Origin of the sequence: Streptomyces cinnamoneus, assembly GCF_014650495.1 — a bacterium.
Taxonomy (GTDB): Bacteria; Actinomycetota; Actinomycetes; order Streptomycetales; family Streptomycetaceae; genus Streptomyces; species Streptomyces cinnamoneus.
In genome coordinates, this window is record NZ_BMVB01000001.1 from 159,643 (window position 1) to 183,533 (window position 23,891).

Here is a 23,891-nt window from a genome sequence, read left to right on the forward strand (position 1 = left end):
ATCATGCAGTTGCCGCGCCCGGCGGCCCGGACCGGGGCGGCCACGCTGAAGACATGACCCACGCCACCGAGGCCCCCACCACCGCCGTCCCGCTCGTCGACATCTCCGCCGTCGGGGCGACCAGCACCCCCCTCCAGCAGGCCATGCGCCTGGCCCGCCGGCACGGACCCGTCTTCCGGCGCCGTCTGCACGGCACCGACCGGCTCTTCGTCACCTCCCTGGACCTGGTCACCGAGCTCGCCGACGAGGAACGCTTCACCAAGCACGTCGGCCCGGCCCTGGAGAACGTCCGCGAGTTCACCGCCGACGGCCTCTTCACCGCCTACAACCACGAGCCCAACTGGGCCAAGGCGCACGACGTCCTGATGCCCGCCTTCGCCCTCGGCTCGATGCGCGCCTACCACCCCGCCATGCTCACCGTCGCCCGCCGCCTCACCGACGCCTGGGACGCCCGCCTCGCCTCCGGCACACCCGTCGACGTCCCCGAGGACATGACGCGCATGACCCTGGACACCATCGGACTCGCCGGCTTCGGCTACGACTTCGGTTCCTTCGCGCGCGGCGACGAACCGCACCCCTTCGTCGGCGCCATGGTGCGCTGCCTGGACTGGAGCATGAACAAGCTCGGCCGGGACCCCGACGGCGACCACACCGCCGAGGACGAGGCGTTCCGCGCCGACGCCGCCTTCCTCGCCACCGTCGTCGACGACGTCATCAGCGCCCGCACCGCCTCCGGCGACACCCGCACCGACGACCTCCTCGGCCTCATGCTCGGCGCCCCCCACCCCGCCGACGGCACCACCCTCGACCCGGCCAACATCCGCAACCAGGTCATCACCTTCCTCATCGCCGGCCACGAGACCACCTCCGGCGCCCTGTCCTTCGCCCTCCACCACCTGCTCAAGGACCCCGTCGCGCTGCGCCTGGCCCAGCGCGAGACCGACGAGCTGTGGGGCGACGACCCCGACCCCGAGCCCACCTTCGAGGACATCGGCCGGCTGCGCTGGATCCGCCAGGTGCTCAACGAGGCGCTGCGGCTGTGGCCCACGGCGGCGGCCTTCACCCGCGAGCCCCGCGAGGACACCCTCCTCGGCGGCCGCTACCGGCTGCGGGCCGGCGAGGGCGTCACCATCCTCACCCCGATGCTGCACCGCGACCCGGCCTGGGGCGACAACCCCGAACTCTTCGACCCCACGCGCTTCGCGCCCGAGGCCGAGGCGGCACGCTCGCCGCACGCCTACAAGCCGTTCGGCACCGGAGAACGCGCCTGCATCGGCCGGCAGTTCGCCCTGCACGAGGCCACCATGCTGCTGGGCCTGCTGGTCCACCGCTACCGGCTCATCGACCACGCCGACTACCGGCTGCGCATCAAGGAGACCCTCACCCTCAAGCCCGACGGCTTCACGCTCACCCTCGCGCGCCGCACCTCCGCCGACCGCACCGCACGGCGCGGTGCCCTGCCCGGCGGCGCGGCCGCGCCCGTACGGCCGGCGGCCGGCGACGACCCCGCCCGGCCCACGCGCGCCCGGCAGGGCACCGGACTGCTGGTCCTCCACGGCTCGGCCTACGGCACCTGCCGCGAGCTGGCCCGCACCCTCGCCGACGACGCCGCCCGGCTCGGCTTCGACACCGCCGTCGCCGCGCTGGACGACCACACCGGCGCCCTGCCGCGCGAGACGCCCGTGGTGATCGTCGCCGCCTCCTACAACGGCCGCCCCACCGACGACGCCGCCCGCTTCACGCAGTGGGCCGAACACGAGGCCGCGCCGGGAGCGGCCGACGCGGTGCCCTACGCCGTCCTCGGCGTCGGCGACCGCAACTGGGCCGCCACCTACCAGCGCGTCCCCACCCTCCTCGACGAACGCCTCGCAGCCCTCGGCGGCAGCCGCCTGCTGCCCCGCGCCGCGGCCGACGCGTCCGGCGACCTGAACGGCACCGTGGAGGAGTTCACCCGCGCCCTCATGCGGACGCTGCTGGAGCGCTACGGCGACCCGGCGAGCGCCGGCGCCCCCGCAGCGCCGGACGAGGGCCCCGCGTACACCGTCACCGAAGTGACCGGCGGCCCCCTCGCGGCGCTGGCCGCCCGCCACGCCATGCAGCCGATGACCGTCACCGACTCCCGCGCACTCACCGCGCCCGGCCACCCGCGCACCAAGCAGTTCCTGCGCCTGGCCCTCCCCGACGGCGTCACCTACCGCACCGCCGACCACCTCACCGTCCTGCCCGCCAACGACCCCCGCCTCGTCGCCCGGGCCGCCGACCTCTTCGGCGTCGACCCCGCCACGGTCCTGGCCGTCCACCCGCGCCGCCCCGGCCGCGACAGCCTCCCCGTCGACCGGCCCCTGACCGCCGGTGAACTCCTCTCCCACCACCTGGAACTGCAGCAGCGCCCCACCCCGCGGCAGCTGGCCGCCCTCGCCGACCGCAACCCCTGCCCGCCCGAGCAGGTCGCCCTGCGGGCCGTACGCCCCGACGACCCGCGCACCCTCCTGGACCTGATCGAGGACCACCCGGCGCTGCGCGGCGCCCTCGGCGCGGCCGCCCTGCCGGAGCTGCTGCCCCCGATGCGGCCGCGGCACTACTCCATCTCCTCCTCCCCGGCCCGCGATCCCCGGCACGCCGACCTGATGGTCTCCCTGCTGGAGGCGCCCGCACGCTCCGGCCGGGGCGACTTCCGGGGCACCGGCTCCGGACACCTCGCCGGACTCCGCCCCGGCGACACCGTCCTGGCCCGCGTCCAGCCGTGCCGCGAGGCGTTCCGCATCACCGGCCACGACCGCACCCCTGTCGTGATGATCGCCGCCGGCACCGGGCTCGCCCCCTTCCGGGGCGCCGTCGCCGACCGCGTCGCCCTCGCCGCCGCCGGCACCCCGGTGGCCCCCGCCCTGCTCTACTTCGGCTGCGACGACCCCGACGCCGACTTCCTGCACGCCGGCGAACTGCGGGCCGCCCAGGACGCGGGCGCCGTCAGCCTGCGCCCCGCCTTCAGCGCCCGCCCCGAGGCCGGCGGCGGCCCGTTCGTCCAGCACCGGCTGGCCGCCGAGGGCGACGAGATCTGGTCCCTGCTGGAGTCCGGGGCCCGGGTGTACGTCTGCGGCGACGGCGCTCGCATGGCCCCGGGCGTACGGGCCGCCCTGCGCGACCTGTACGCCCGCCGGACGGGCGCCGACGCCCGGGCCGCCGACGCCTGGCTGCGCGGACTGACCGACGCGGGCCGCTACGTCGAGGACGTCTACGCGGCCGGCTGACCCCCTGGCTCCCTGCCACTGTGTCAACTCACGTACCCTGCTCCTCGTTCATATCGCCCGTCCCTGACCAGGACGGTGACGACGGCGCACGGAATGAGAGTGGTGGGGGCCATGCGCACGGCCATACGTACCGCAGTGACCGCGGCCGCAGCGGCGGCCGCACTGGCCGTACCGGCGGCGCCGGCCGGAGCGGCGGCGCCCGGCGCCGCCTCGTACGGCACGACGACGGCGGTAGGGGTGCACAACGCCTACGAACAGGCCAAGTACCCCTACTTCGCCGACGCCCTGGACTCCGGCGCCGGCCTGCTGGAACTCGACGTGTGGTCCAACGGCTTCGGCGGCCGGGCCTTCCGCGTCTCCCACGCCAACCCGGTGCGCAACGACAACAACTGCGAGGGCGCTGCGTCACCGGCCGAGCTGCGCACCAAGTCCCGCAACCAGCCGCTCTCCGGCTGCCTCGCCGACATCCGCGCCTGGCACGACGCCCACCCCGGCCACCGCCCGGTCCTGCTCAAGGTCGAGATGAAGGACGGCTTCAACGCCAACAGCGGCCGCGGCCCCGCCGCGCTCGACGACCTGCTCACCGCCACCCTCGGCGACGCCCTCTACCGCCCCGCCGACCTGATGGGCTCGCACGCCACCCTGGACGAGGCCGTACGGGCGGACGGCTGGCCCGGCCGCTCGGCGCTGGCGGGCAAGTTCATCGTCGAGCTCATCCCCGGCACGGTCGAGGAGGGCAACCCCGCCGACAGGCTCTGGACCGACCGGGAGTACGCCACCCACCTGCGCGACCTTGCCGCCTCCGGCCGCCTGGCCCGGGCCGGCGCCTTCCCCGCCGTCCACGGCGCGACGGCGGGCGACCCGCGCACCCGCTACGCCGACACCACGATCCGCCCGTGGTTCGTCGTCTTCGACGGCGACGCCACCGCGTACACCCGGGGCGGCATCGACACCGCCTGGTACGACAGCCGCCACTACCTGCTCGTGATGACGGACGCCCACAAGGTGCCGCCGGCCATCGACATCACCCGCCCCACGGAGACCCAGGCCCGCGAACGCCTCTCGCTCCTGGCCCGGGCCCACGCGAGCTTCGTCACGGCCGACTGGTACCCGCTGCCGCAGGTGCTGTCGGCGGTCGCCCCGCGCGGCTGACGCCCCGGGCGGGCGACGCCCTCAGGTGTCCTCCAGCCGGAAGCCCACCTTGAGCCCGACCTGGTAATGGGCGATCGCACCGTCTTCGAGGTGCCCGCGGATCTGGGTCACCTCGAACCAGTCCAGCTCCCGGAGGGTCTGCGCGGCGCGGCTGATCCCGTTGCGGATCGCCGCGTCCACGCTGTCCTGCGAGGAGCCGACGATCTCGGTCACCCGGTACGTGTGGTTGGCCATGGCCCCACCGTGCCCCAGCCGCCGCGAACGCGCGAAGCGGGTGGGCCATCGGGTGGAGGCGCGTCCGTCCGCTACGGGGCCTTCGGGGCCGGCACCGACAGGGACAGGGCGAAGCGGCCCCCGGTGTCGGTCCACCAGTGGGTGAGGTCCAGCCCGGCCGCCGCGAGCTCGCGGCGGACGCCCTCCCGGCGGAACTTCGCGGAGACCTCGGTCCGCAGGTCCTCGCCCCGCTCGAAGTGCACGGCCAGGTCCAGCGCCTGGATCTTCGCCACCACCGGGACGCGGGCGCGCAGCCGCATCTCGATCCATTCCCGCCGGGCGTCCCAGAGGGCGACGTGGTCGAAGTCCCCGGGGTCGAAGTCGCCGCCCAGCTCGCGGTTGATGACGGTCAGGACGTTCTTGTTGAAGGCGGCCGTGACCCCTTGCGCGTCGTCGTAGGCCGGGACGAGCACGTGCTCGTCCTTGACCAGGTCGGTGCCCAGCAGCAGCGCGTCGCCCGGGGCGAGCCCGGAGCGCAGGCCGGCGAGGAACGTGGCCCGTTCGGGCGGCAGCAGGTTGCCGATCGTGCCGCCGAGGAAGGCGACGATGCGCGGGCCGGGGACGTCGGGCAGCGCCAGCCCGTACTGGAAGTCGGCGACGAGGGCGTGCACGGTCAGCGCCGGATGCTCCGCCAGCAGCGTGGCGGCGGCACCGGAGAGCGCGCTCTCGCTCACATCGACCGGAACGTAGGACTCCAGCTCCCGCAGGGCCCGGAGCAGGTGGCGGGTCTTGTCCGAGGAGCCCGAGCCGAGCTCGACCAGCGTGCGGGCGTGCGTGGCCGCCGCGATGTCGTCGGCGCGGGCGATGAGGATCTCGCGCTCGGCGCGCGTCGGGTAGTACTCGGGCAGCAGCGTGATCTCGTCGAACAGCTCACTGCCGCGGGCGTCGTAGAACCACTTCGGGGGGAGTTCCTTGGGGGAACGGGTCAGACCTTCGGCCACGTCCGCCCGCAGGGCGGCGGCCGTCGCATCGAGGGGGAGGGTGCGGGTGAGGACGAACGGGCTCACAGAACGGGCTCCTTGAGCGGAGGGCTCGGGGAATGCGAGGCGGGCGGGGTGTGGGGGAGCAAGGAGGAGAGGGTGACGCCGGTGCGGTCGGCGGTGAGCAGGGTGCGGTCGGGGACTTCCGTCCAGCCCGGGTCGTCGTCGTACGGCTCCGACGCCACCACCGTCCGGCCCGGGACGGGGCCGGTGAGGTACCACAGCGAGTCCCCCCAGGCGGTCGCGGCGACGGCCGCCCCGTCGGTGAGGAGCAGGTTGAGCCGGGAACCCGGCGCGGCCCGGTCCACCGTCGTCACCACGTCGGCCAGCGCCCGTCCCAGCGAGTCGCCGCCCAGCAGACGGTGCTCGACCAGCGCCCAGACGAACGCCGCGTCGCACCGCGCCGCCAGCCGCAGCAGCGCGCCCGGCGGCAGCAGCGCGACCAGCGGCTCCGCCGAGTCGGGCCAGCCGGTCAGCGCCCCGTTGTGGCTGAACAGCCAGGGGCCGCCGGCGAAGGGGGCGGCGGCCGCCTCGGCGTCCGCGCCCGCGAAGGTCGCGTCCCGCACCGCGGCCAGCAGCGCCGGGGCCCGTACGACCCGGGCGATGTCGGCGAACGACTCGTCGCCCCAGATCGGCCCGGCCCGCCGGTAGCGCGCGGGCAGCGGGTCGCCGGGGGCGTACCAGCCGACGCCGAAGCCGTCCGCGTTGACCGTGCCGTTGCGCATGCGGCGTGGGGCCCAGGACTGGCGCACCAGCGAGTACGGCGGCTCGCTGAGGCTCTCACCCAGGGGGGCGTCGGGCCCCAGCACCGCGATGTGGCGGCACATCAGGCCGGTTCCGCGTCACGTGCCGTACGGAAACCGGAGAAGATCTGCCGGCGGACCGGCAGATCCCAGTTGCGGAACGTCCCCCGGCAGGCCACCGGGGCCACGGCGAAACAGCCGCCGCGCAGCACCTTGTACCGGTCGCCGAAGAACACCTCCGAATACTCCCGGTAGGGAAAGGCCCGGAAGCCCGGATACGGCAGGAAGTCGCTGGCCGTCCACTCCCACACGTCCCCGATCAGCTGCCGCACGCCCAGGGGCGACGCCCCCCGTGGGTAGGCGCCGACGGCCGCCGGGCGCAGGTACCGCTGGCCGAGGTTGGCGTGGGCGGGGGTGGGGTCCTCGTCGCCCCACGGGTAGCGCGTCGAACGGCCGGACACCGGATCGTGGCGGGCGGCCTTCTCCCACTCCGCCTCGGTGGGCAGGCGCCGCCCCGCCCACGCCGCGTAGGCAGCGGCCTCGTACCAGCTCACGTGCAGCACCGGCTCGTCCGCCGGCACGGGCTCCACGACCCCGAACCGGCGCCGCACCCAGACGCTGCCCTCGCGCCGCCAGAACAACGGGGCCGCCAGGCCGTGGCGGCGCACCTGCTCCCAGCCGGCCGGGTGCCACCAGCGCGGGTCCGCGTAACCGCCGTCCTCGATGAACCGCAGGTACGCGCCGTTGCTCACCGGCAGCGTGTCGAGGAAGTACGAGGGCACGAAGCGGGGGTGGGCGGGCCGCTCGTTGTCCAGCGCCCAGGGCTCGGCGGACGTGCCCATGGTGAACGGGCCGCCCTCGACCAGCACCTCCTGCGGCAGCAGGGCCGTCCCCGGCGGCGCGGGCGGCGGCTCGGGGGCGGTGAGCGCCGCCGGACCGCCGCGCAGCTGGTGGGTGATCAGCATGGTCTCGTCGTGCTGCTGCTCGTGCTGGGCGATCATGCCGAAGGCGAAGCTGTCCTCCACCAGGGGCCCGCCGCCCGCCACCGGCGTGCTCTCCAGCACGTCCAGCACCCGGCCGCGCACCTCGTCGACGTAACCGTGCGCCTCCTTCGGCGCCAGCAGGGGCAGCGAGGGCCGCTCGGCACGGGGGTGCTCGAAGGCGTCGTACACGGAGTCGACCTCCGGGCGCAGCGCCGTGTGCCCGGCCACCGCCCGCAGCAGCCACAGCTCCTCCTGGTTGCCGATGTGCGCCAGGTCCCAGACCAGGGGCGACATCAGTGGGGAGTGCTGGGCGGTCAGCTCGTGCTCGTCCACGCAGCCGGTGAGCAGCCGCGTGCGCTCGCGAGCGCCCAGCAGGGCGCTCGCGGCGCGTGCGCGCAGGACGGCGGGGTCCTGCCCGGGGGCCGTCATGCCCGGACCCCCTTGCCGGTCACCTCGTCGAGCAGGTCGTCGGCGGGGCACCGGCCGCGCTCGACGTAGCGGGCGGTGAACTCGTCCACCGCGTCGAGGACCTTCGTCTGCGCACCGAGCCGGGGCAGTGCTTCGCGGGCGGCGGCGAAGCAGGCCGCGGCGGCGGCGTGCAGCTCCGGGTCGGCCAGGCCGTGCCGGGCCGCCCTGCGCCACAGGGCGTTGCGCGGCGGGGGCTGCCGGCTCGGCGAGTCCGCCAGCGCCTTCACCGCGCGGAAGGCGGTCTCGGCCGCCGCCGGGTCGTCGAACAGCGCGGCGGTCACCGCGAGCGGGACGATCCAGCCGTCCTCCCCGGACTGCGCGTCGATCATGCGCAGCTCCAGGTGGCCGCGCGGCCTTATGGGCGGGAACAACGTGGTGAGGTGGTAGGCGACGTCGTCGACGGTGGGCCGCCGGGGCAGGCCCGTGCGGGTCCACTGGCGCAGGGCCAGTCCCTGCTGCACCGCCCAGGGCTCCTCGTCGGACCGGACGAACATCACGTTCGCGTTCAGCGCGTACGCCGCCCACGCCGCCCGCAGGTCGCGCCCGCCCACCGGGGCCAGGGTGCGGCCCGGGTCCATCCGCGCGTAGCAGGCTTGCCGGCTGGAGCGCCAGCCGCTGGGGACGCCCAGGTGCAGGGGGGAATTGGCGAACGAGGCCGAGAGCACCGCCCCCAGCAGATGGGCGAGCCGCCACCGCTGGACGTACCCCAGCGGGCCGGGCTCCTCGTAGCCCGCGTCCACGCAGACCTGCACGGACGCCGTGCGGCACATGACGTTGCGCCCGGCGCCGTTGATCCGGTCGTAGTAGACCTCCATCGCGTTGTACCGGGCGTTGTTGCACACCCGAGGGGGCTCGTACCACGGCTCCTTGCCGTAGCCCGCCAGGGTGAGGCCCAGCTCGCGGAGGGCTCCGCGGGCGAGGGCCAGGTCGGCGGTGAGCTCCTCCACGCAGGCGGTCAGCGACTCCGCCGGCTGCGAGCTGAATTCCAGCTGGCCGCCGGGCTCCACGGTGAACAACGACCGCAGCGGCAGCGCCCCCACGCGGTCCGCGGCGGCGGTGAGCCGGTGCGGGGCGACGGGGCGGGTCCGGTCGTGCAGATCATGGACGAGCCATTCGAGTTCCACACCGAGAAGGCGGGGCGGGCCGGTCTTGAAACAGATGCCGCGCACGAACGCGTCGGCTTCCGATTCACGGACCGGCCTGGTGAGGCCTTCCCTGTCAGCAAAGCAGTCGGTCACGCTTGCTACCTCCCGTCCGTTGGTCCGTACCCCCAAAACGGGGATGGCAGTCGGACGTGCGGGGGGACGAGCCGTGAACCGGTCATTCTGCGGCCCGCCGGGGGAGGCTTCATTGTCGCGGGACCACGGCGGGCCCGCCAGGCGAGGAGGCCGTGCCGGCCCCGTCCGGCCCGGCGGACGCGGTCCGTCCGGCCCGGGGGTCTCAGACGGCGAACAGGTCGCTGAAGATGCCCGTCGCGTCGGCCACGTCATGACCGAACGGCGAATTGAAGTCCCAGATCAGGAAGAGGAGGAAGGCGATCAGTGCGCTGTAGAGCCCGGCCAGCATCAGTTCGCGCGGTGAGCGCCTGATCTGCAGTGTGAAGATCAGCCCGACCGCCACCAGCGCCCCTGCGATCAGGCCGAACCACACCACGCCCGGCATCGTCGGCTCGGCGGCCTGCGCCCGTGCGTTGCGCGCCGCGTCCGCCGCCCCGACCTGGTCCAGCAGCGGCTGGTACGACTGGCCCTCGTGGTCGTTGCGCGGCTCGTACGACGTGAGGTCCGCGCGCACCTTGGCCAGCAGCTGGGTGCCCTTGTCGGTGAGCTCGCCCCGGTCGAGCATGACGGGCCATTCCTTCTTGACCACGTGGGTGACGTAGGCGTTCACGTCCTCGCGGGTGCGGTCGCGGGCGGCCGGCGCGTACGCCTGGACGCGCTCGGTGACCTCGTGCAGGGCCTGCGCCTCCGCCCGGACGGTGTCCTGTGCCGCGTTGCGCGCCTCCCAGACGCCGGCGATGGCCAGGCCCAGGACGATCGCGTACACCACGCCGACCATCATCGTCATGTACTCGATGACGTCGGGCGTCTCGGACGGGTCGTCGTCATCGCTGATCCTGCGCTGCCTCAGCACCGTGATGGACAGGACGACCGCGCAGGCGGCGAGCATGGCGAGGGCCAGCACCAGCCACTCGGACAAGGGGTACCTCCAGGGGCGACGGAAGCGGGGTCAGCGGCTGCGCCCGCCGCCTGAGCGCGGGCGCAGCATGGCGGCGGCCAGCACGGCCGGGGCGGTGAGCACCAGGGTGAGCATGACCAGCGAGGAACCGGCCTGGGCCGGCCTGGCGACGCTCTGGTGGTACGCGCGGGGCGCGATGTGCGACGCGGGGGAGTGCCGTGCTGCCGGGGCGGGCGACGGCGGCGGGGACGGCAGGGGCGCGGGAGGCGGCTGGGGTGCGCGCCGCAGTGCGGCCACCGGGACGGGCGGCGCGGGGCGCGACGGGGCGGGGGCCACGGGCACGGGCTCCGGCTGCGGGCGCGGCGGCTGCCGCGGCGCGGGGGCCGGCGGTGGTGGCGCGGGGGCCGGCGGCGGGGGAGGCGGGCACAGGGTGGCCTCGGCGAGGCCGTCGCCGTTGTGCGCGACGGCCACCAGACAGCCGTCGGGCCCGGTCCGCACGAAGACCCCGGCCGGTCCGTCGGTGGTCACGGCGTGCGTCCGCGCGGACATGACGGGCGGCGCGGCCGCCGGCTCTGCGAGCGGGGCCGTGCGCGGGGGCCGGGCAACGGACTGCCCGGCCTGCGAGGCCGTGCGCGGGGGCCGGCCGGCGGGTGCGTCTGCACACCGCGGCCGGGCGGCGGGCTGCCGGGCACGCGCGGGCTGTCCGGCCTGCGCAGGCCGGTCGGCCGCCCGCTCGTTCTGCCGGGCCGCGGACGAGGGCCGGCCGACGGGCGGGGCGGTGCGCGGCCCCGTGTGCCGGGGCGTGGCGGCGGGCGGCCCGCCCAGGGGCTCGTCACCGGGGGCCGGCCCGGCGCCCGCCGTCGCCAGTACGGCCACGAAGGCCACGCATCCTGCCCGTCCTGCCCGGCGCCATCCACTCACAACCGTGATCTTGCTGTGCGCGGGCCCCGCCACGCGCCCTGCTTCGGCCTAATTCCTCCGATGGGGTGAAAAGAGGCCACGGACGGGTTGGGCGGATCGCCGGCCGTTCACAGCTGGGTGAAGTCCCCGTGCCGTCCCGCGCCCGCGGCGAAGCGGGCCGCACCCTCGCGGGCCTCGGTCAAGGAGCCCCGGCCGTGGCCGAGTTCGACGGCCATCGCCCGTTCCTCGGAGAGGCCCTCCTGCTCCAGCACCGAGGCGCGGTCGCCGCGCAGACAGGACTGCGGGAAGCGGGCGATCTCCGCCGCCAGCTCCTCGGCCGCCGCGCGCGAACGGCCGGGCGGCACCAGGCGGTTGGCCAGCCCCATGGCGTGCGCCTCCGGCGCCGGCACCGGCCGGCCGGTGAGGATCAGGTCCAGGGCGCGGCTCGTCCCGATCAGCCGGGGCAGCCGGACGGTTCCCCCGTCGACGAGGGGCACCCCCCAGCGGCGGCAGAAGACGCCGAACACCGCGTCCTCCTCCGCCACCCGCAGGTCGCACCAGAGCGCCAGCTCCAGGCCGCCCGCGACCGCGTAGCCGCTCACCGCCGCGACGACCGGCTTGGACAGGCGCATCCGGGTGGGGCCCATGGGTCCGTCGCCGTCGTCGGCGAGCTGGTTGGCGTGCTCGCCGGCGAACGCCTTGAGGTCGAAGCCGGCGCAGAACGTACCGCCCTCGCCCCACAGCACCGCGACCCGCGCGCTCTTGTCGGCCTCGAACGCCCGGAAGGCGTCGGCTAGGGCGGCGGCCGTCGGCCCGTCCACGGCGTTGCGCACGTCGGGCCGGGAGAGGATCACCGTGGTGACGTGGCCGCTGCGTTCGGTGCGGACGGCCGCCGCGTGGCCGCCGGCCGTCATCGCGCGTCCTTGAGCAGCGCGCGGTCGAGGACCGGCCCGAGGTCCGTTCCCGGCGGCAGGGTGCCGAAGGCGTTGCCCCAGTCCCCGCCGAGCCGGGAGGCGCAGAACGCGTCGGCGACGGCCGGGGTGCTGTGCCGCACCAGCAGGCTGCCCTGGAGGACGAGCGTGAGCTGCTCGGCGACCCGGCGGGCGGTGAGCTGTGCGCGGGCGGGGTCGCGGAGCGTGCCCAGCAGCTCGCGCAGGCGGCCGGTCGCGGCGTCGAGCCGCCGGTCGGCCCCGGCCGCCAGGCCGACCTCGGTGAAGTAGGCGTCGAGGGCGGCCGGTTCGCGTTCCAGGGCCCGCAGCACGTCGAGCGCGGCCACGTTGCCGGAGCCCTCCCAGATGGACAGCAGCGGCGCCTCCCGGTAGAGCCGGGGCATGCCCGACTCCTCGACGTAGCCGTTGCCGCCCAGGCATTCGAGGGCCTCGGCGGCGTGGGCGCTGCCGCGCTTGCAGACCCAGTACTTGCCGGCCGCCAGGGCCAGGCGGCGCAGCGCCGCCTCACCGGCGTCCCCGGCCTCGGAGCGGTCGAGGGCCGCCGCGAGCCGCATCGCGAGGACGGTGGCGGCCTCCGACTCGACGGCGAGGTCGGCCAGGACGTTGCGCATCAGCGGCTGGTCGACGAGCTCGGCGCCGAACGCCCGCCGGTGGGCCGCGTGGTGGAGGGCCTGCCGCAGCCCGGCCCGCATGCCGGCGGCGGAGCCGACGACGCAGTCCAGCCGGGTCATGTTGACCATCTCGACGATGGTGCGCACGCCGCGCCCCGGTTCGCCCACGGGCCAGGCCACGGCCTGCTCGTACTCGATCTCCGCCGAGGCGTTGGAGCGGTTGCCGAGCTTGTCCTTCAGCCGCTGCAGCCGCATCGCGTTGCGCGTGCCGTCGGGCAGCACCCGCGGCATCAGGAAGCACGTGAGGCCCTCGCGGGTCTGCGCCAGGACGAGGAAGACGTCGCTCATCGGCGCCGACGTGAACCACTTGTGCCCGGTGATGACGTACGAGCCGTCGCCGGCCGGCACGGCGGTCGTGGTGTTGGCCCGCACGTCCGAGCCGCCCTGCTTCTCCGTCATCGACATGCCGGCGATCAGGCCCCGCTTGCCGAGCGGCGGGCGCAGCCCGTAGTCGTACGTCCGCGAGGCGAGCAACGGCTCGTAGACGGCGGCGAGATCGGGCTGGGCGCGCAGCGCGGGCACGGCCGCGTACGTCATGGAGACGGGGCAGCCGTGGCCCGGCTCGGCCTGGGCCCACACGTAGAACTTCGCCGCCCGCACCAGGTGCGCGCCGGGGCGGGCCTCGGCCCAGGGGGCGGCGTGCTGGCCGCTCTCCACGGCGGCGGCCATGAGCCGGTGCCAGGCGGGGTGGAACTCGACCTCGTCCACGCGGTGGCCGTAGCGGTCGTGGGTGCGCAGCACGGGCGGGACCGCCTCGGCCATCCGGGCCCAGTCCTGCACCTCCTGCGACCCGGCCCGGGCGCCCAGCGCGCGGACCTCCGCCTCGCCCCAGGCGCCGCCCTCGCGGTGCAGGGCCTCCAGCAGGGCGGGGTCGTCGGCGGTGGAGAAGCCGGTCAGGGGCGGGGCCTGGTTGAACACTTCGTGCGTGGCGCTCACGGCGACCTCCTGGGGCAGCGGCATTACACTTTTATGATGCGTGATGCGGGACTGTAATGGATAGGGTGTGACCGGTCATGGAGGAATCGCTTTCACTGCGGCCGCTGACCGCGCGCTCGATCGTGCTGTCGACCCTGCTCGGCCACCACCCGCCCGCCCTGCCCGCCCGCGCCCTCGTCCGCGTGGGCCAGCTCTTCGGCACCGCCGAGGGGACGATCCGCACCGCGCTGACCCGCATGGCCGCCGCCGGGGACGTGGAACAGTGCGACGGCGCGTACCGGCTCACCGAACGGCTGCTGGCCCGGCAGGCCCGGCAGGACGACAGCCGGGCCCCGCGCACCCGCCCGTGGGACGGGGACTGGGAGATCGCCGTCGTCACCGGCGAACGGCGGGCCGCGCCGGAGCGGGCCGCCCTGCGCCAGGCGATGGCCGGACTGCGGATGGCCGAGCTGCGGGAAGGCTGCTGGCTGCGCCCGGCCAACCTCGTCCGCCGGGAGCGGCCGGCGGTCGTGGCCGAACAGTGCACCCTGCTCACCGGCGCGCCGGAGGGGGACCCGGCGGTGCTCGCGGCCGGCCTGTGGGACCTGGCCGCCTGGGCCCGGCGGGCCCGCGCACTGGAGGCGGCGCTCGCCGACCGCCCCGGCCCCCTCGCCGACCGCTTCACCGTCTCCGCCGCCGTCCTGCGCCACCTCCTGGCCGACCCGGTCCTGCCGGAGGCCCTGCTGCCGCCCGACTGGCCCGGCGAGCGGCTGCGCGCCCGGTACGAGGCGTTCGACCGCGACGTCCGCGCCCTGCTGCTGCAGCACATCGGCGAGACGGCCGGCCCCTTCGGCGACCGGGGAATATGAGCACTCCGTGACAGTTCCACCCACCGGCCGCCCCGATGCGCGTTCGCGCATATGAACGACCGATACTGGTGCCCATGTCACGCGTGCTTCTGATCGAGGACGACCGGGCCGTCAGGGAAGGGGTCACCCTCACCCTGCGCCGCCGCGGCCACGAGGTCGAGGCCGCCCCCACCGGTGAGGCGGGACTGACCGCGCTGGAAGCCTTCCGGCCCGACCTCGTCCTGCTCGACCTGATGCTGCCCGACAAGAGCGGCTTCGAGGTCTGCCGCCGCATCCGGGCCACCCAGCAGATCCCGATCATCATGCTCACCGCCCGCGGCGACGACATCGACGTCGTCCTCGGCCTGGAGGCCGGCGCCGACGACTACATCGTCAAGCCCGCCCGCGGTGAGGTCCTGGAGGCCCGCATCCGCGCCGTCCTGCGCCGGGCCGCGCCCGTCGACGGCGGCGGCCCGGACCCCGCCCTCCCGCAGGCCGCCGCCGAGGTCCACGGCGACCTGGCCATCGACCGCGCCGGCCTGCTCGTCACCAAGAACGGCCAGGACCTGGCGCTCGCCCCCTCCGAGATGAAGCTGCTGCTGTACCTGTCGGCCACCCCGGGCCGCGTCTTCAGCCGGCAGCAGCTCCTCGAACACGTCTGGGAGCACAGCTACCACGGCGACGCCCGGCTCGTGGACGCCTGCGTGATGCGGCTGCGCACCAAGGTCGAGGAGTCCACCCGCTCCCCGAAGTACATCCAGACCGTGCGCGGCTTCGGCTACCGCTTCGGTCCCCTCTAGAGCGAGCGGCACCCCCGTGAAACGACCGGCGCTGCGCCGCCCCACCGTCCGACGCCCGGCCCTGCGCACCCTCGCCCGCGGCCTGCGCGCCCGGCTCGTCGTGGCGTTCCTGCTGGTCTCCGCGCTCAGCGCGCTCACCACGGCCGCGCTCACCTTCCGCGAGGCGCGCACCGCGATCCTCAAGCGCACCCAGGACACGGCCGTGAACGCGCTGCGCTCGCAGGTCGACTCGCAGGTCCCCGACCTGCGCTTCCCGCCGCGCAGCAGCGACCTGATGAAGTTCACCCAGGACCTCGGCCGGGCCGGGCAGGCCCAGCGCTGGACCGTGCACGCCCGCTACAAGGACGGGCCGATGGTGCCGAACAACCTCAAGGGCACCCTGGACACCCGCCTGCCGGCCGGCGTGCGCGAGAAGGTCCGGGACGGCATCGCCGCCTTCCAGCGCGTCAGCATCGACGGCGACCCCTGGCTCGTGATCGGCCTGCCCGTGGCCTACCGGGACGGCGGCGGGGAGATGTCCGGCCTGGAGGTGTACGCACAGGTGCCGCTGCGCCAGGACGCGGCCAACGTCAAGGCCCTGGTCGAGGCGGCGCAGAGCGGCGCCCTGCCGGCCATCGCGCTGGCCGTGGTGCCCGCCCTGATCGCCGCCCGCGGCGTGCTGCGGCCCGTACGGGAGCTGCGCCGCGCCACCCAGCAGATCACCGAGGGCGAGCTGGACACCCGCCTGAAGGTGACCGGGCGCGACGAACTGGCCGACCTCTCCCGCACGTTCAACGACATGGCGGCGGCCCTGGAGGAGAACGTCGCCGAGCTGCGCCGCATGGAGGCGAACTCCCGGCGCTTCGCCGCCGACGTCTCGCACGAGCTGCGCACCCCGCTGGCCGCGATGACCGCGGTCGTCGACGTCCTCGACGAGGACGCGGCCACCCTCGACCCCGACACCGCCTACGCGGTCCGCCTCATCAGCGAGGAGACCGGGAAGCTGGCGCGCATGGTCGAGGACCTGATGGAGATCTCCCGCTTCGACGCCGGCGCCGCCGCCCTGCACCTGGACGAGGTCGACGTCGCCGAGACCGTGCGCAAGACCCTCCAGGCGCGCGGCTGGCAGGAGAAGGTGACGGCCGACCTGCCCGAGGACGTACGGGCCCGGCTGGATCCGCGCCGCATCGACGTCGTGGTCGCCAACCTCGTCGGCAACGCCCTGCGGCACGGCGGCGAGCCGGTGAGCGTCGCCGTCCGCGTGGAGCCGCCCGCCCAGCCGGGGGACGAGGAGCACCTGCTGATCGAGATCGCCGACCGCGGCGAGGGCATCGACCCCGAGGTGCTGCCGCACGTCTTCGAGCGCTTCTTCAAGGCCGACGTCGCCCGCGTCCGCTCCGAGGGCAGCGGCCTCGGCCTCGCCATCACGCTGGAGAACGTCCGTCTGCACGACGGCACCGTCCGGGCCGCCAACGGGCCCGAGGGGGGCGCGGTGTTCACCGTCGACCTTCCGCTGCGCCGGGGAGGCGACGAAGCATGAGGACCCGACGCACGGTGGCCGCGGTGGCCCTGGCCGGGGCGCTCGCCGGCCTGCTGGCCGGCTGCGGCATCGAACCGACCGAGGTCATCGAGGTGGGCCGGCCCGCCCAGGGGGCCAAACGGCCGGGCGCCCCGGTCAAGGAGGCCCGGCTCTACTTCGGTTACCCCGGCGGACTGCAGCCGGTCTCCCGCCCCGCCCAGGGCGAGGTGAGCGCCGAGGAGGCGGTCCCGCTGCTGCTGGCGGGGCCCAACGAGGCCGAGCGGTTCCGCGGCCTGTACTCCGAGCTGCCCAAGTCCGGCGGGCGCGTGGAGGTCGTCAGCGGCCAGGGCACGGTGACCGTCCAGCTGCCGCTGGACGTCACCCGTCTGACGGCCACCGCCCGCAGCCAGCTCGTGTGCACCGCCGCGCACAACGGGGTGCCGGGCGACCTGCCGGCCGAGGAGGTCAAGGTGACCCTCGCCGGCGGCGGCAAGAAGCTGTCCGACCAGGTCTGCGACAACAAGTACATCGCGCCCGTCGTCGTACCGCCCGCGGCGAGCCCCGCCCCCTGACCCCGGCCCCCGGCAGGCGTACGACGGGGGCGCGGGTCAGGGCTGGAGGCCGCCGAGCCGTCCCTCCAGGAGGACGAGCAGCCCGGCCAGGATGTCCGCGAGCTCCGCCTGGCGGTCGTCGCCGAGGCCGGCCAGCAGGGCCTGCTCGTAGCCGAGCTGCAGGGGGATCAGCCGGTCGATGAGCTCCTCGCCGGCCGGGGTGAGGGAGAGGTGGGCCACCCGCCGGTCGCGGTCGTCGGCCCGGCGCGCCACCAGCTCGCGCCCCTCCAGCACCCGCAGCCGCTTGGTGACGGCCGCCCCGGAGGCGAAGGTCTCGCGCGCGATCTGCCCCGGCGTCAGCTCCCGGCCCGTACGCCGCAGCGTGCCCAGGATGTCGAACTCCGCCCGCGACAGCCCCTCCCGCACCAGCGGGGCGTCCGATGCCTGCTGCAGCAGGGCGGCGCAGCGGTTGAGCCTGCCGATCACGGCCATCGGCGCGGTGTCCAGCCCGGGGTGGACCTGCTGCCATTGGCGCAGCACGCGCGCGACGATGTCCTCGGCGTCCTCGGCCACGTTCTGGTCCTCTCCGGTGGGGGCTCTCCGTAGATTCTGCCGTGACCGCTTGCGCCGGGGCGCACTGGAGTACCCCTCCGTCACCCCGCCGCCGCGGGGGCCGTGGCCGTCCGCTCGTCGAGCGCGGCCAGGACCCGCTGCCCCGCACGCTCCTCGGCGGCCACCCGTTCGCCGGGCAGGGGGCGCTGCCACCACTCGCCCGCCGCGACGTCGGTGGCCTCGCGCAGCTCCAGCAGCGCACGGGCGAGCCGGTCCCGGGCCGGGCCGGCCGCGGGGCCGGCCGGCGCGGCGGCGTCCAGCAGCTCCGCGGCCGCGGCGCGCGCGGCGGCGGCGTGGCGGAGGGCGCCCTCCACCCGGTCCGTCGCCCGCCGGTTGGTGACCAGTGCGCAGACGAACAGGCCGGCCGTCACGCCGACGAGGGTGCCGGTCCACCGGTCCGCGACGAGCCCGGCCGCCGGATGCGCCCCGCCGAACTCGCCCAGTACCAGTGCCATCGGGGTCACGCACACGCTCCCCAGCCAGTAGTTCCGCGCCATGACCGCCTCCGCCCCGATCTGCAGCGCGAGGGCGACGAGCACCAGCGCCACCGCGCCCAGCCGGGTGAGAGGCAGCAGCGCGGTGAAGAGCAGCAGGCCCAGGAGGTTGCCGACCACGCGCTGGACCGCGCGGTGCCAGGAGAGCGTCGTGTTGGCCTGGAAGACCGCCGCGGCGGTGACGACCGCCCAGTACGGGTGGGCGCTGCCCAGCGCGAGCGCGGCCCAGCCCGCCAGCGTGGCGCCGGCCGCCACACGGGCGCCGACGGGCAGGAGCGGCGAGCCCGGGCGCAGCCGCGCCATGACACCGGGCCCGGGCCGGCGGGGGCCGGCGGGTCCGTGCGGGCGGACGAGTGCGGGCGCCATGCAGACCAGCCAGGCCAGGGCCCCCGCGGCGAGGACCAGGGCCAGATGCCCGGGAACGTCCGCCGGCCGCTGCGGCACGAAGAACGCCGTCGAGGTGACGAAGGTGAGCACGACGTTGCCCGGCGGCCCGATCCTGCTCGCGTCGCAGAACATCCGCTGCACCGCCGCCACCAGCGAGGCCAGCAGGATCAGCAGCGGCGCGCAGCCCGTGAGCGAGGCGCTGACCAGCGCCACGCCGACCCCGGCGACCGTGCCCAGGACCACCGCGGCGACGGTCCGCGCGCGCACGGCGTACGGCCGGTCGTGGCCGTACAGCGCGCACAGCGCCCCGGCGGCGGTGTAGAGGGCCAGGTCGAGGCGGCCCAGCGCGAGCAGCGTGAAGTCCGCCGTCGCCATGGCGACGGCCGCGCTGAAGGCGGGCCGCGGCCAGTGGGGCGCGGCCGGCCCCAGGCGCAGCAGGCCGCGCAGCGGCAGGGGAAGCGGCCGGGGGAGGGGACGGGAGGGTTTCGCCATCCATGGAGATTAGCAGGTGTTTTATATGTGAAAGATGTGCTCTCCCTGGCGCAGGACCTTCCTCCGGCACTCCTGGGGGCTGCCCCACGCGGACCGCAGTGCCCGTGCCTTGCCGATCCACAGCGACAGGTCGTACTCGGCGGTGTAGCCGATCGCCCCGTGCACCTGCAGGGCGGTACGGGCCGCCGCGTCCGCGGCCTCGCACGCGGCGACCTTCGCCGCCGCCACCTCGGCCGACGCCGTCCCCGCGCCCGTGGCCAGCGCCACGGCGGCGCCGTGCACCAGGGGCCGGGCGAACTCCAGGGCGACGAGCGTGTCCGCCAGCCGGTGCTTGACCGCCTGGAACGAGCCGATCGCCCGCCCGAACTGCTCGCGCCGCCCGGCGTACTCGATGGTGCGGCCGAGGAGGGCCTCGCCCACCCCGAGCGCCTGGGCGGCGGTCGCACAGGCCGCCCAGGCGGCGGCGTACGCCGCGGCGTCCTGCACCGCCGGTCCGGCGGCGAGCAGCACCCCGCCCGGGCGCACCCGGGCGAGCCGCCGCGCCGGGTCGAGCGAGGCAAGCACCGGACCGTGGCCGGGAGCGAGCCGGAGCTCGACGACCGGGGCGCCGGCCGTTGCGGAGGGTGCGGCCGGGGTGTCCGCCCCTGCGGTGGGTGCGGCCGGAGTGACCGCTCCTGCACGGGGCGCGGCCAGTACGTTCGCCTCCGCGGTGGGTGCGGCCGGAGTGACCGCTCCTGCACGGGGTGCGGCCGGTGCGTTCGCCTGCGCGGTGGGTGCAGCCGGAGCGACCGCTCCTGCTCCGGGCCCGTCCCCGGTGCCGGTCACCACGAAGACCGCGTCCGCCACGTCGGCGTCCAGTGCGTACGGGCCCCCGGCCGGTGCCGCCAGTGTCGCCCGGGCCCGGCCCGCGCACAGCCGTGGCACCCACTCCCGCGCGGGCGCCGCCACACCCGCTTCCGCGAGCCGCACCAGCAGGGCCGTCACCGCCACCGTCTCCACCAGTGGCCCCGGCACGCAGTGACGCCCCGACTCGGTGCAGGCGACGGCCACGTCCACGGGCAGCGGCCCCAGCCCGCCGTACGCCTCCGGCGCCGCCAGCGCGAAGACGCCCGCCTGCGCGGCCCGTTCCCACAGCGCGAGCCCCGGGCCGTGCTCGCCGCGGGCCCACGCCCGTACCGCCGACGGCGTGCCGGCCGCGGAGAACATCCGGTCCAGCGTGGCGGCGAAGGCCCGCTGCTCGGCGTCCAGTGCGAACCTCATCCGCGGCGCCCCTTCGGCAGGCCCAGCAGCCGCTCGGCGATGACGTCGCGCTGGATCTCGTTCGTCCCGGCGTACAGCGGCCCGGCGAGGGCGAACGTCCAGCCCTGCGCCCAGTCGCCGTCCGCCGGCTCGCCGGAGGGGCCCAGCAGGTCCAGCGCCGTCTCGTGCAACGCGAGGTCCAGCTCGGACCAGAAGACCTTCGTCAGGCTCGCCTCGGCGCCGGGCGGCCCGCCGCCGGCGTCGTGCGAGGCCCGCGCGCAGCCGTACAACTGATAGGCCCGCGCCCGGATCACCGCATCCGCCACCCGGTCCCCGAGCCCCGCGCCGCCCCCGCCCCCGTCGTCGCCGCCGGCCGCGCGCCACAGCGCCAGCAGACGGCGGGCGGCCGCCGTGAAGCGGCCGGGGCTGCGCAGGGTGAGCCCCCGTTCGGCGCCCGCGGTGCTCATGGCCACGCGCCAGCCCTGCCCGGGCTCGCCGATGACGTCCGCGTCGGGCACGAACACGTCGTCGAGGAAGATCTCCGCGAACGCCGGCTTGCCGTCGAGACGGCCGATGGGCCGGACGGTCACCCCGTGCGCGTCGAGCGGGAACATGACGTACGTCAGCCCCCGGTGCGGCCGGTCCGCGCCCGGATGGCTGCGGAACAGCCCGAAGGCACGGTCGGCGAAGGCGGCCCGCGAGGACCACGTCTTGTGCCCCTTGAGCAGCCAGCCGCCCTCCGTGCGCACCGCGGCGGACCGCAGGGAGGCCAGGTCGGAGCCGGAGTCCGGCTCCGACCACGCCTGGGCCCACACCGTCTCCCCGCTCGCCATCGGCGGCAGGAGACGGGCGCGCTGCTCGTCCGTGCCGTGCGCGAAGAGGGTGGGGGCGAGGAGGTGGATGCCGTTCTGCGAGACCCGGCCGGGGGCGCCGGCCGCGTAGTACTCCTCCTCGAAGAGCAGCCACTCCACGAGGGAGGCGTCCCGGCCCCCGAAGCGGCGCGGCCACGAGACGGCCGACCAGCCGCCCTCGGACAGGACCCGCTCCCAGGACCGGTGCTCGGCGAACCCCCGCCGCGTCTCCAGCGAGGCGAGCGGAGCCCGCGGCACGTGCGCGGCCAGCCAGGCGCGCGCCTCCGCCCGGAACGCCCGTTCCGCGGCGGTGAGATCGAGGTCCATCAGGCGTCCTTCATGGCTCGTGCGTCCAGGCCGGCGAGGGGATCGGCAGTGGTCTCCGCGTTGTGCGCGTGCGCCAGGTGGTGCAGCCCGAAGACCGAGTCCAGCCCCGCGTGCAGGCCCTGCAGGTCCTCGGCCTGGTTGACGGCCCGTTTGGTGAGCGCGAGCCCCATGCGGGGCATGCGGGCGATGCACTCCGCCAGTTCACGGGTGGCCGCCGCCAGTTCCCCGCGCGGCACCACCCGGCTGACCATCCCCACCTCATGGGCGCGCCGCGCGCTCATCCGGTCGCCGGTGAAGAGGAACTCCTTGGCCACGCGCGGCGGCATCACCCAGGGGTGGGCGAAGAACTCGACGCCGGGGATGCCCATCCGCACCACCGGGTCGGCGAAGAAGGCGTCCTCGCTCGCGACGATCAGATCGCACACCCAGGCCAGCATCAGACCGCCCGCCACACAGGCGCCCTGCACGCTCGCCAGCACCGGCTTGGGCAGCTCGCGCCAGCGGCGGCACATGCCGAGGTAGACCTCCGACTCGCGTGCGTAGCGCTGCTCCGCACCCCGCTTGTCCGAATGGTCCCACCACAGGCCCGCCCGGCGCTCGAAGGGCAGATGGGCGTCGCGCTGCGGTGTGCCGATGTCGTGGCCGGCGGAGAAGTGCGCCCCCGTCCCGGCGAGGACGATCACCTTGACGCCGTCGTCGTCCGCCGCCCGGTAGAAGGCCGCGTCGAGGGCGTACGTCATGGCCGAATTCTGGGCGTTGCGGTACTCGGGCCGGTTCATGGTGACGTGCGCGAGGGGGCCGTGCCGCTCGTAGAGGACCGGTGCGTCAGGGGCCATCGGGCATCCTTCCCTAACAAGTGTTTGGTAGGTTAGCGTGGGCCCATGAGCAGTGTCGAGGGCCCCGGCCCCCCGCCCTACGTCCCCGCTCACGACCTGCTGGCCGGCCGCAGCGCCGTCGTCACCGCGGCCGCCGGGACGGGCATCGGCGGCGCAACGGCCCGGCGCTTCCTCGAAGAAGGCGCCAGCGTCGTCCTCGGCGACGCCCACGCCCGCCGCCTCCGCGAGACCGTCGCCGCCCTGGCCCGCGAGTTCGGCGAGGGGCGGGTGGCCGGTGCGCCCTGCGACGTCAGGGACGAGCCGCAGGTCGCCGCGCTGCTCGACCTCGCCGAGACCCGCCACGGCCCGCTCGACATCCTCGTCAACAACGCGGGCCTCGGCGGCACCGCCGACCTCGCCGACATGACCGACGCCCAGTGGGACGACGTCGTCGACACCACCCTGACGGGCACCTTCCGCTGCACCCGCGCGGCCCTGCGCCGCATGCGCGCCGCCGGCACCGGCGGAGTCGTCGTCAACAACGCCTCCGTCGTGGGCTGGCGGGCCCAGCGCGGCCAGGCCCACTACGCCGCCGCCAAGGCCGGCGTGATGGCCCTGACCCGCTGCGCCGCCGTGGAGGCCGCCGCCTACGGCGTCCGCGTCAACGCCGTCTCGCCCAGCCTCGCCGCCCACCCCCACCTGGCCAGGGTCACCACGCCCGGGCTGCTCGCCGAGCTGACCGCCCGCGAGGCGTTCGGGCGGGCCGCCGAGCCGTGGGAGGTCGCCAACGTCATCGTCTTCCTCGCCGGCGACTACTCCTCGTACATGACCGGCGAGACCGTCGCCGTCAGCAGCCAGCACCCATGAGCCGCACCGAACGTGAACGAGAATGACACCGTGCCGATCAGCAAGAAGACCACCACCGAGAAGCCGGCCGCCGCGCGGCGCGGCGAACTGCTCGCGACGGCCGCCGAGGTGTTCGCCGAGCAGGGCTACAGCGCCACCACCGTCCGCCGGATCGCCGACGAGGCGGGCATGCTCGCCGGCAGCCTCTACTACCACTTCGACTCCAAGGAGTCGATGCTGGACGAGATCCTCTCCACCTTCCTCGGCGAACTGTGGGCCGGCTACGACGCCGTGCTCGCCGCCGGCCTCGGGCCGCGCGAGACCGTCGAGGCCCTCGTCAGCGAGTCCTTCCGGGAGATCGACCGGCACCGCGCCGCCGTCGCCGTCTACCAGAAGGAGGCCCGGCACCTCGCCGACCACCCCCGCTTCGCCTATCTCGCCGAGTCCCAGGAGAAGTTCGAGGCCCTGTGGATGGGCACGCTGGAGCGCGGGGTCGCCGAGCGTGCCTTCCGCGCCGACCTCGACCTCCGGCTCACCTACCGCTTCCTGCGCGACACGGTGTGGGTCGCCGCGTCCTGGTACCGGCCCGGCGGGGCGCACGGCGCGCAGGAGATCGCCCGCCAGTATCTGTCCATGGTCCTGGACGGCATCGCCGTGCCGGACTGACATCCCG

22 protein-coding genes are annotated in these 23,891 nt (G+C 75.4%); 8 read left to right on the top strand and 14 right to left on the bottom strand.

Annotated features, from left to right (window positions below; genetic code table 11):
- The first annotated feature begins 53 nt into the window (after positions 1-53).
- Positions 54-3,248, top strand: coding sequence for a bifunctional cytochrome P450/NADPH--P450 reductase (locus IE182_RS00655; RefSeq protein WP_190107589.1), 3,195 nt, complete (start codon positions 54-56; stop codon positions 3,246-3,248).
- Between the two features lie 111 nt (positions 3,249-3,359).
- Positions 3,360-4,400 carry a phosphatidylinositol-specific phospholipase C domain-containing protein gene (locus IE182_RS00660; protein ID WP_190107590.1) on the top strand — a complete coding sequence of 347 codons (1,041 nt, stop codon included), beginning with the start codon at positions 3,360-3,362 and terminating at the stop codon, positions 4,398-4,400.
- 21 nt (positions 4,401-4,421) lie between these two features.
- On the opposite strand, the gene IE182_RS00665 is transcribed toward IE182_RS00660, so the two are convergent.
- From IE182_RS00665 to IE182_RS00705, 9 genes are all read right to left on the bottom strand, one after another.
- A complete protein-coding gene (locus tag IE182_RS00665; protein ID WP_190107591.1) occupies positions 4,422-4,634 on the bottom strand; it encodes a dodecin in 213 nt (70 codons plus the stop codon).
- Positions 4,635-4,705: 71 nt separating this feature from the next.
- Positions 4,706-5,680, bottom strand: a complete 975-nt coding sequence (gene egtD, locus IE182_RS00670) for an L-histidine N(alpha)-methyltransferase (RefSeq protein WP_190107592.1) — start codon at positions 5,678-5,680, stop codon at positions 4,706-4,708.
- A complete protein-coding gene (egtC, locus tag IE182_RS00675) occupies positions 5,677-6,480 on the bottom strand; it encodes an ergothioneine biosynthesis protein EgtC (protein WP_190107593.1) in 804 nt (267 codons plus the stop codon). The genes egtD and egtC overlap by 4 nt, the downstream gene beginning before the upstream one ends.
- A complete protein-coding gene (gene egtB / locus IE182_RS00680) occupies positions 6,480-7,808 on the bottom strand; it encodes an ergothioneine biosynthesis protein EgtB (protein ID WP_190107594.1) in 1,329 nt (442 codons plus the stop codon). Before egtB ends, egtC begins: the two co-directional genes overlap by 1 nt.
- Positions 7,805-9,085, bottom strand: a complete 1,281-nt coding sequence (egtA, locus tag IE182_RS00685; protein WP_229844484.1) for an ergothioneine biosynthesis glutamate--cysteine ligase EgtA — start codon at positions 9,083-9,085, stop codon at positions 7,805-7,807. Before egtA ends, egtB begins: the two co-directional genes overlap by 4 nt.
- 202 nt (positions 9,086-9,287) lie before the next feature.
- Entirely contained in the window at positions 9,288-10,043 is a 756-nt protein-coding gene (locus IE182_RS00690; protein WP_190107596.1) for a bestrophin-like domain, read from the bottom strand.
- Positions 10,044-10,073: 30 nt separating this feature from the next.
- The gene (locus tag IE182_RS00695) at positions 10,074-10,898 is read right to left on the bottom strand and encodes a hypothetical protein (protein WP_190107597.1); all 825 of its coding nucleotides are present in this window, start codon (positions 10,896-10,898) and stop codon (positions 10,074-10,076) included.
- Positions 10,899-11,050: 152 nt separating this feature from the next.
- Positions 11,051-11,836 (bottom strand): crotonase/enoyl-CoA hydratase family protein, encoded by a 786-nt coding sequence (locus tag IE182_RS00700; protein ID WP_190107598.1) that lies wholly within the window; start codon positions 11,834-11,836, stop codon positions 11,051-11,053.
- The gene (locus IE182_RS00705) at positions 11,833-13,479 is read right to left on the bottom strand and encodes an isovaleryl-CoA dehydrogenase (RefSeq protein ID WP_190107599.1); all 1,647 of its coding nucleotides are present in this window, start codon (positions 13,477-13,479) and stop codon (positions 11,833-11,835) included. The genes IE182_RS00700 and IE182_RS00705 overlap by 4 nt, the downstream gene beginning before the upstream one ends.
- Positions 13,480-13,556: 77 nt before the next feature.
- Between IE182_RS00705 and IE182_RS00710 the strand changes: the two genes are divergently transcribed.
- The 4 genes from IE182_RS00710 (at position 13,557) to IE182_RS00725 (ending at position 17,176) form a co-directional block, all read left to right on the top strand.
- Positions 13,557-14,327, top strand: coding sequence for a PaaX family transcriptional regulator C-terminal domain-containing protein (locus tag IE182_RS00710; protein ID WP_190107600.1), 771 nt, complete (start codon positions 13,557-13,559; stop codon positions 14,325-14,327).
- Between the two features lie 74 nt (positions 14,328-14,401).
- Entirely contained in the window at positions 14,402-15,106 is a 705-nt protein-coding gene (locus IE182_RS00715; protein ID WP_190107601.1) for a response regulator, read from the top strand.
- Between the two features lie 16 nt (positions 15,107-15,122).
- Positions 15,123-16,625, top strand: coding sequence for an ATP-binding protein (locus tag IE182_RS00720; RefSeq protein ID WP_190107602.1), 1,503 nt, complete (start codon positions 15,123-15,125; stop codon positions 16,623-16,625).
- Positions 16,622-17,176 (top strand): hypothetical protein, encoded by a 555-nt coding sequence (locus IE182_RS00725; RefSeq protein ID WP_190107603.1) that lies wholly within the window; start codon positions 16,622-16,624, stop codon positions 17,174-17,176. Before IE182_RS00720 ends, IE182_RS00725 begins: the two co-directional genes overlap by 4 nt.
- A gap of 36 nt (positions 17,177-17,212) precedes the next feature.
- Here IE182_RS00725 and IE182_RS00730 read toward each other — a convergent pair whose 3' ends face one another.
- The 5 genes from IE182_RS00730 to IE182_RS00750 all read right to left on the bottom strand — a co-directional run bounded on the left by IE182_RS00730 (position 17,213) and on the right by IE182_RS00750 (position 22,393).
- Complete coding sequence (locus IE182_RS00730; RefSeq protein WP_229844485.1) at positions 17,213-17,728, bottom strand: MarR family winged helix-turn-helix transcriptional regulator; 516 nt, start codon at positions 17,726-17,728, stop codon at positions 17,213-17,215.
- A gap of 80 nt (positions 17,729-17,808) precedes the next feature.
- The gene (locus IE182_RS00735; protein ID WP_190107604.1) at positions 17,809-19,140 is read right to left on the bottom strand and encodes an FUSC family protein; all 1,332 of its coding nucleotides are present in this window, start codon (positions 19,138-19,140) and stop codon (positions 17,809-17,811) included.
- Between the two features lie 21 nt (positions 19,141-19,161).
- Positions 19,162-20,400: an acyl-CoA dehydrogenase family protein gene (locus tag IE182_RS00740; RefSeq protein ID WP_190107605.1), complete on the bottom strand. Its 1,239-nt coding sequence runs from the start codon at positions 20,398-20,400 to the stop codon at positions 19,162-19,164.
- Positions 20,397-21,557 carry an acyl-CoA dehydrogenase family protein gene (locus tag IE182_RS00745; RefSeq protein ID WP_190107606.1) on the bottom strand — a complete coding sequence of 387 codons (1,161 nt, stop codon included), beginning with the start codon at positions 21,555-21,557 and terminating at the stop codon, positions 20,397-20,399. The genes IE182_RS00740 and IE182_RS00745 overlap by 4 nt, the downstream gene beginning before the upstream one ends.
- A complete protein-coding gene (locus tag IE182_RS00750) occupies positions 21,557-22,393 on the bottom strand; it encodes an enoyl-CoA hydratase (protein ID WP_190107607.1) in 837 nt (278 codons plus the stop codon). The genes IE182_RS00745 and IE182_RS00750 overlap by 1 nt, the downstream gene beginning before the upstream one ends.
- Before the next feature lie 45 nt (positions 22,394-22,438).
- Between IE182_RS00750 and IE182_RS00755 the strand changes: the two genes are divergently transcribed.
- Together IE182_RS00755 and IE182_RS00760 are read left to right on the top strand one after the other, a co-directional pair.
- Entirely contained in the window at positions 22,439-23,239 is an 801-nt protein-coding gene (locus tag IE182_RS00755) for an SDR family oxidoreductase (RefSeq protein WP_190107608.1), read from the top strand.
- A 30-nt stretch (positions 23,240-23,269) separates the two neighbouring features.
- Positions 23,270-23,884: a TetR/AcrR family transcriptional regulator gene (locus IE182_RS00760; protein WP_190107929.1), complete on the top strand. Its 615-nt coding sequence runs from the start codon at positions 23,270-23,272 to the stop codon at positions 23,882-23,884.
- The last annotated feature ends 7 nt before the right edge of the window (positions 23,885-23,891 follow it).

What these genes read in the sequence shown, in the direction of transcription:
- IE182_RS00655 (WP_190107589.1), top strand. Translation starts at nt 54, where the DNA reads ATGACCCACGCCACCGAGGCCCCCACCACCGCCGTCCCGCTCGTCGAC.
- IE182_RS00660 (WP_190107590.1), top strand. Translation starts at nt 3,360, where the DNA reads ATGCGCACGGCCATACGTACCGCAGTGACCGCGGCCGCAGCGGCGGCC.
- IE182_RS00665 (WP_190107591.1), bottom strand. Translation starts at nt 4,634, where the DNA reads ATGGCCAACCACACGTACCGGGTGACCGAGATCGTCGGCTCCTCGCAG.
- egtC (WP_190107593.1), bottom strand. Translation starts at nt 6,480, where the DNA reads ATGTGCCGCCACATCGCGGTGCTGGGGCCCGACGCCCCCCTGGGTGAG.
- egtB (WP_190107594.1), bottom strand. Translation starts at nt 7,808, where the DNA reads ATGACGGCCCCCGGGCAGGACCCCGCCGTCCTGCGCGCACGCGCCGCG.
- IE182_RS00700 (WP_190107598.1), bottom strand. Translation starts at nt 11,836, where the DNA reads ATGACGGCCGGCGGCCACGCGGCGGCCGTCCGCACCGAACGCAGCGGC.
- IE182_RS00710 (WP_190107600.1), top strand. Translation starts at nt 13,557, where the DNA reads ATGGAGGAATCGCTTTCACTGCGGCCGCTGACCGCGCGCTCGATCGTG.
- IE182_RS00715 (WP_190107601.1), top strand. Translation starts at nt 14,402, where the DNA reads ATGTCACGCGTGCTTCTGATCGAGGACGACCGGGCCGTCAGGGAAGGG.
- IE182_RS00725 (WP_190107603.1), top strand. Translation starts at nt 16,622, where the DNA reads ATGAGGACCCGACGCACGGTGGCCGCGGTGGCCCTGGCCGGGGCGCTC.
- IE182_RS00735 (WP_190107604.1), bottom strand. Translation starts at nt 19,140, where the DNA reads ATGGCGAAACCCTCCCGTCCCCTCCCCCGGCCGCTTCCCCTGCCGCTG.
- IE182_RS00740 (WP_190107605.1), bottom strand. Translation starts at nt 20,400, where the DNA reads ATGAGGTTCGCACTGGACGCCGAGCAGCGGGCCTTCGCCGCCACGCTG.
- IE182_RS00745 (WP_190107606.1), bottom strand. Translation starts at nt 21,557, where the DNA reads ATGGACCTCGATCTCACCGCCGCGGAACGGGCGTTCCGGGCGGAGGCG.
- IE182_RS00750 (WP_190107607.1), bottom strand. Translation starts at nt 22,393, where the DNA reads ATGGCCCCTGACGCACCGGTCCTCTACGAGCGGCACGGCCCCCTCGCG.
- IE182_RS00755 (WP_190107608.1), top strand. Translation starts at nt 22,439, where the DNA reads ATGAGCAGTGTCGAGGGCCCCGGCCCCCCGCCCTACGTCCCCGCTCAC.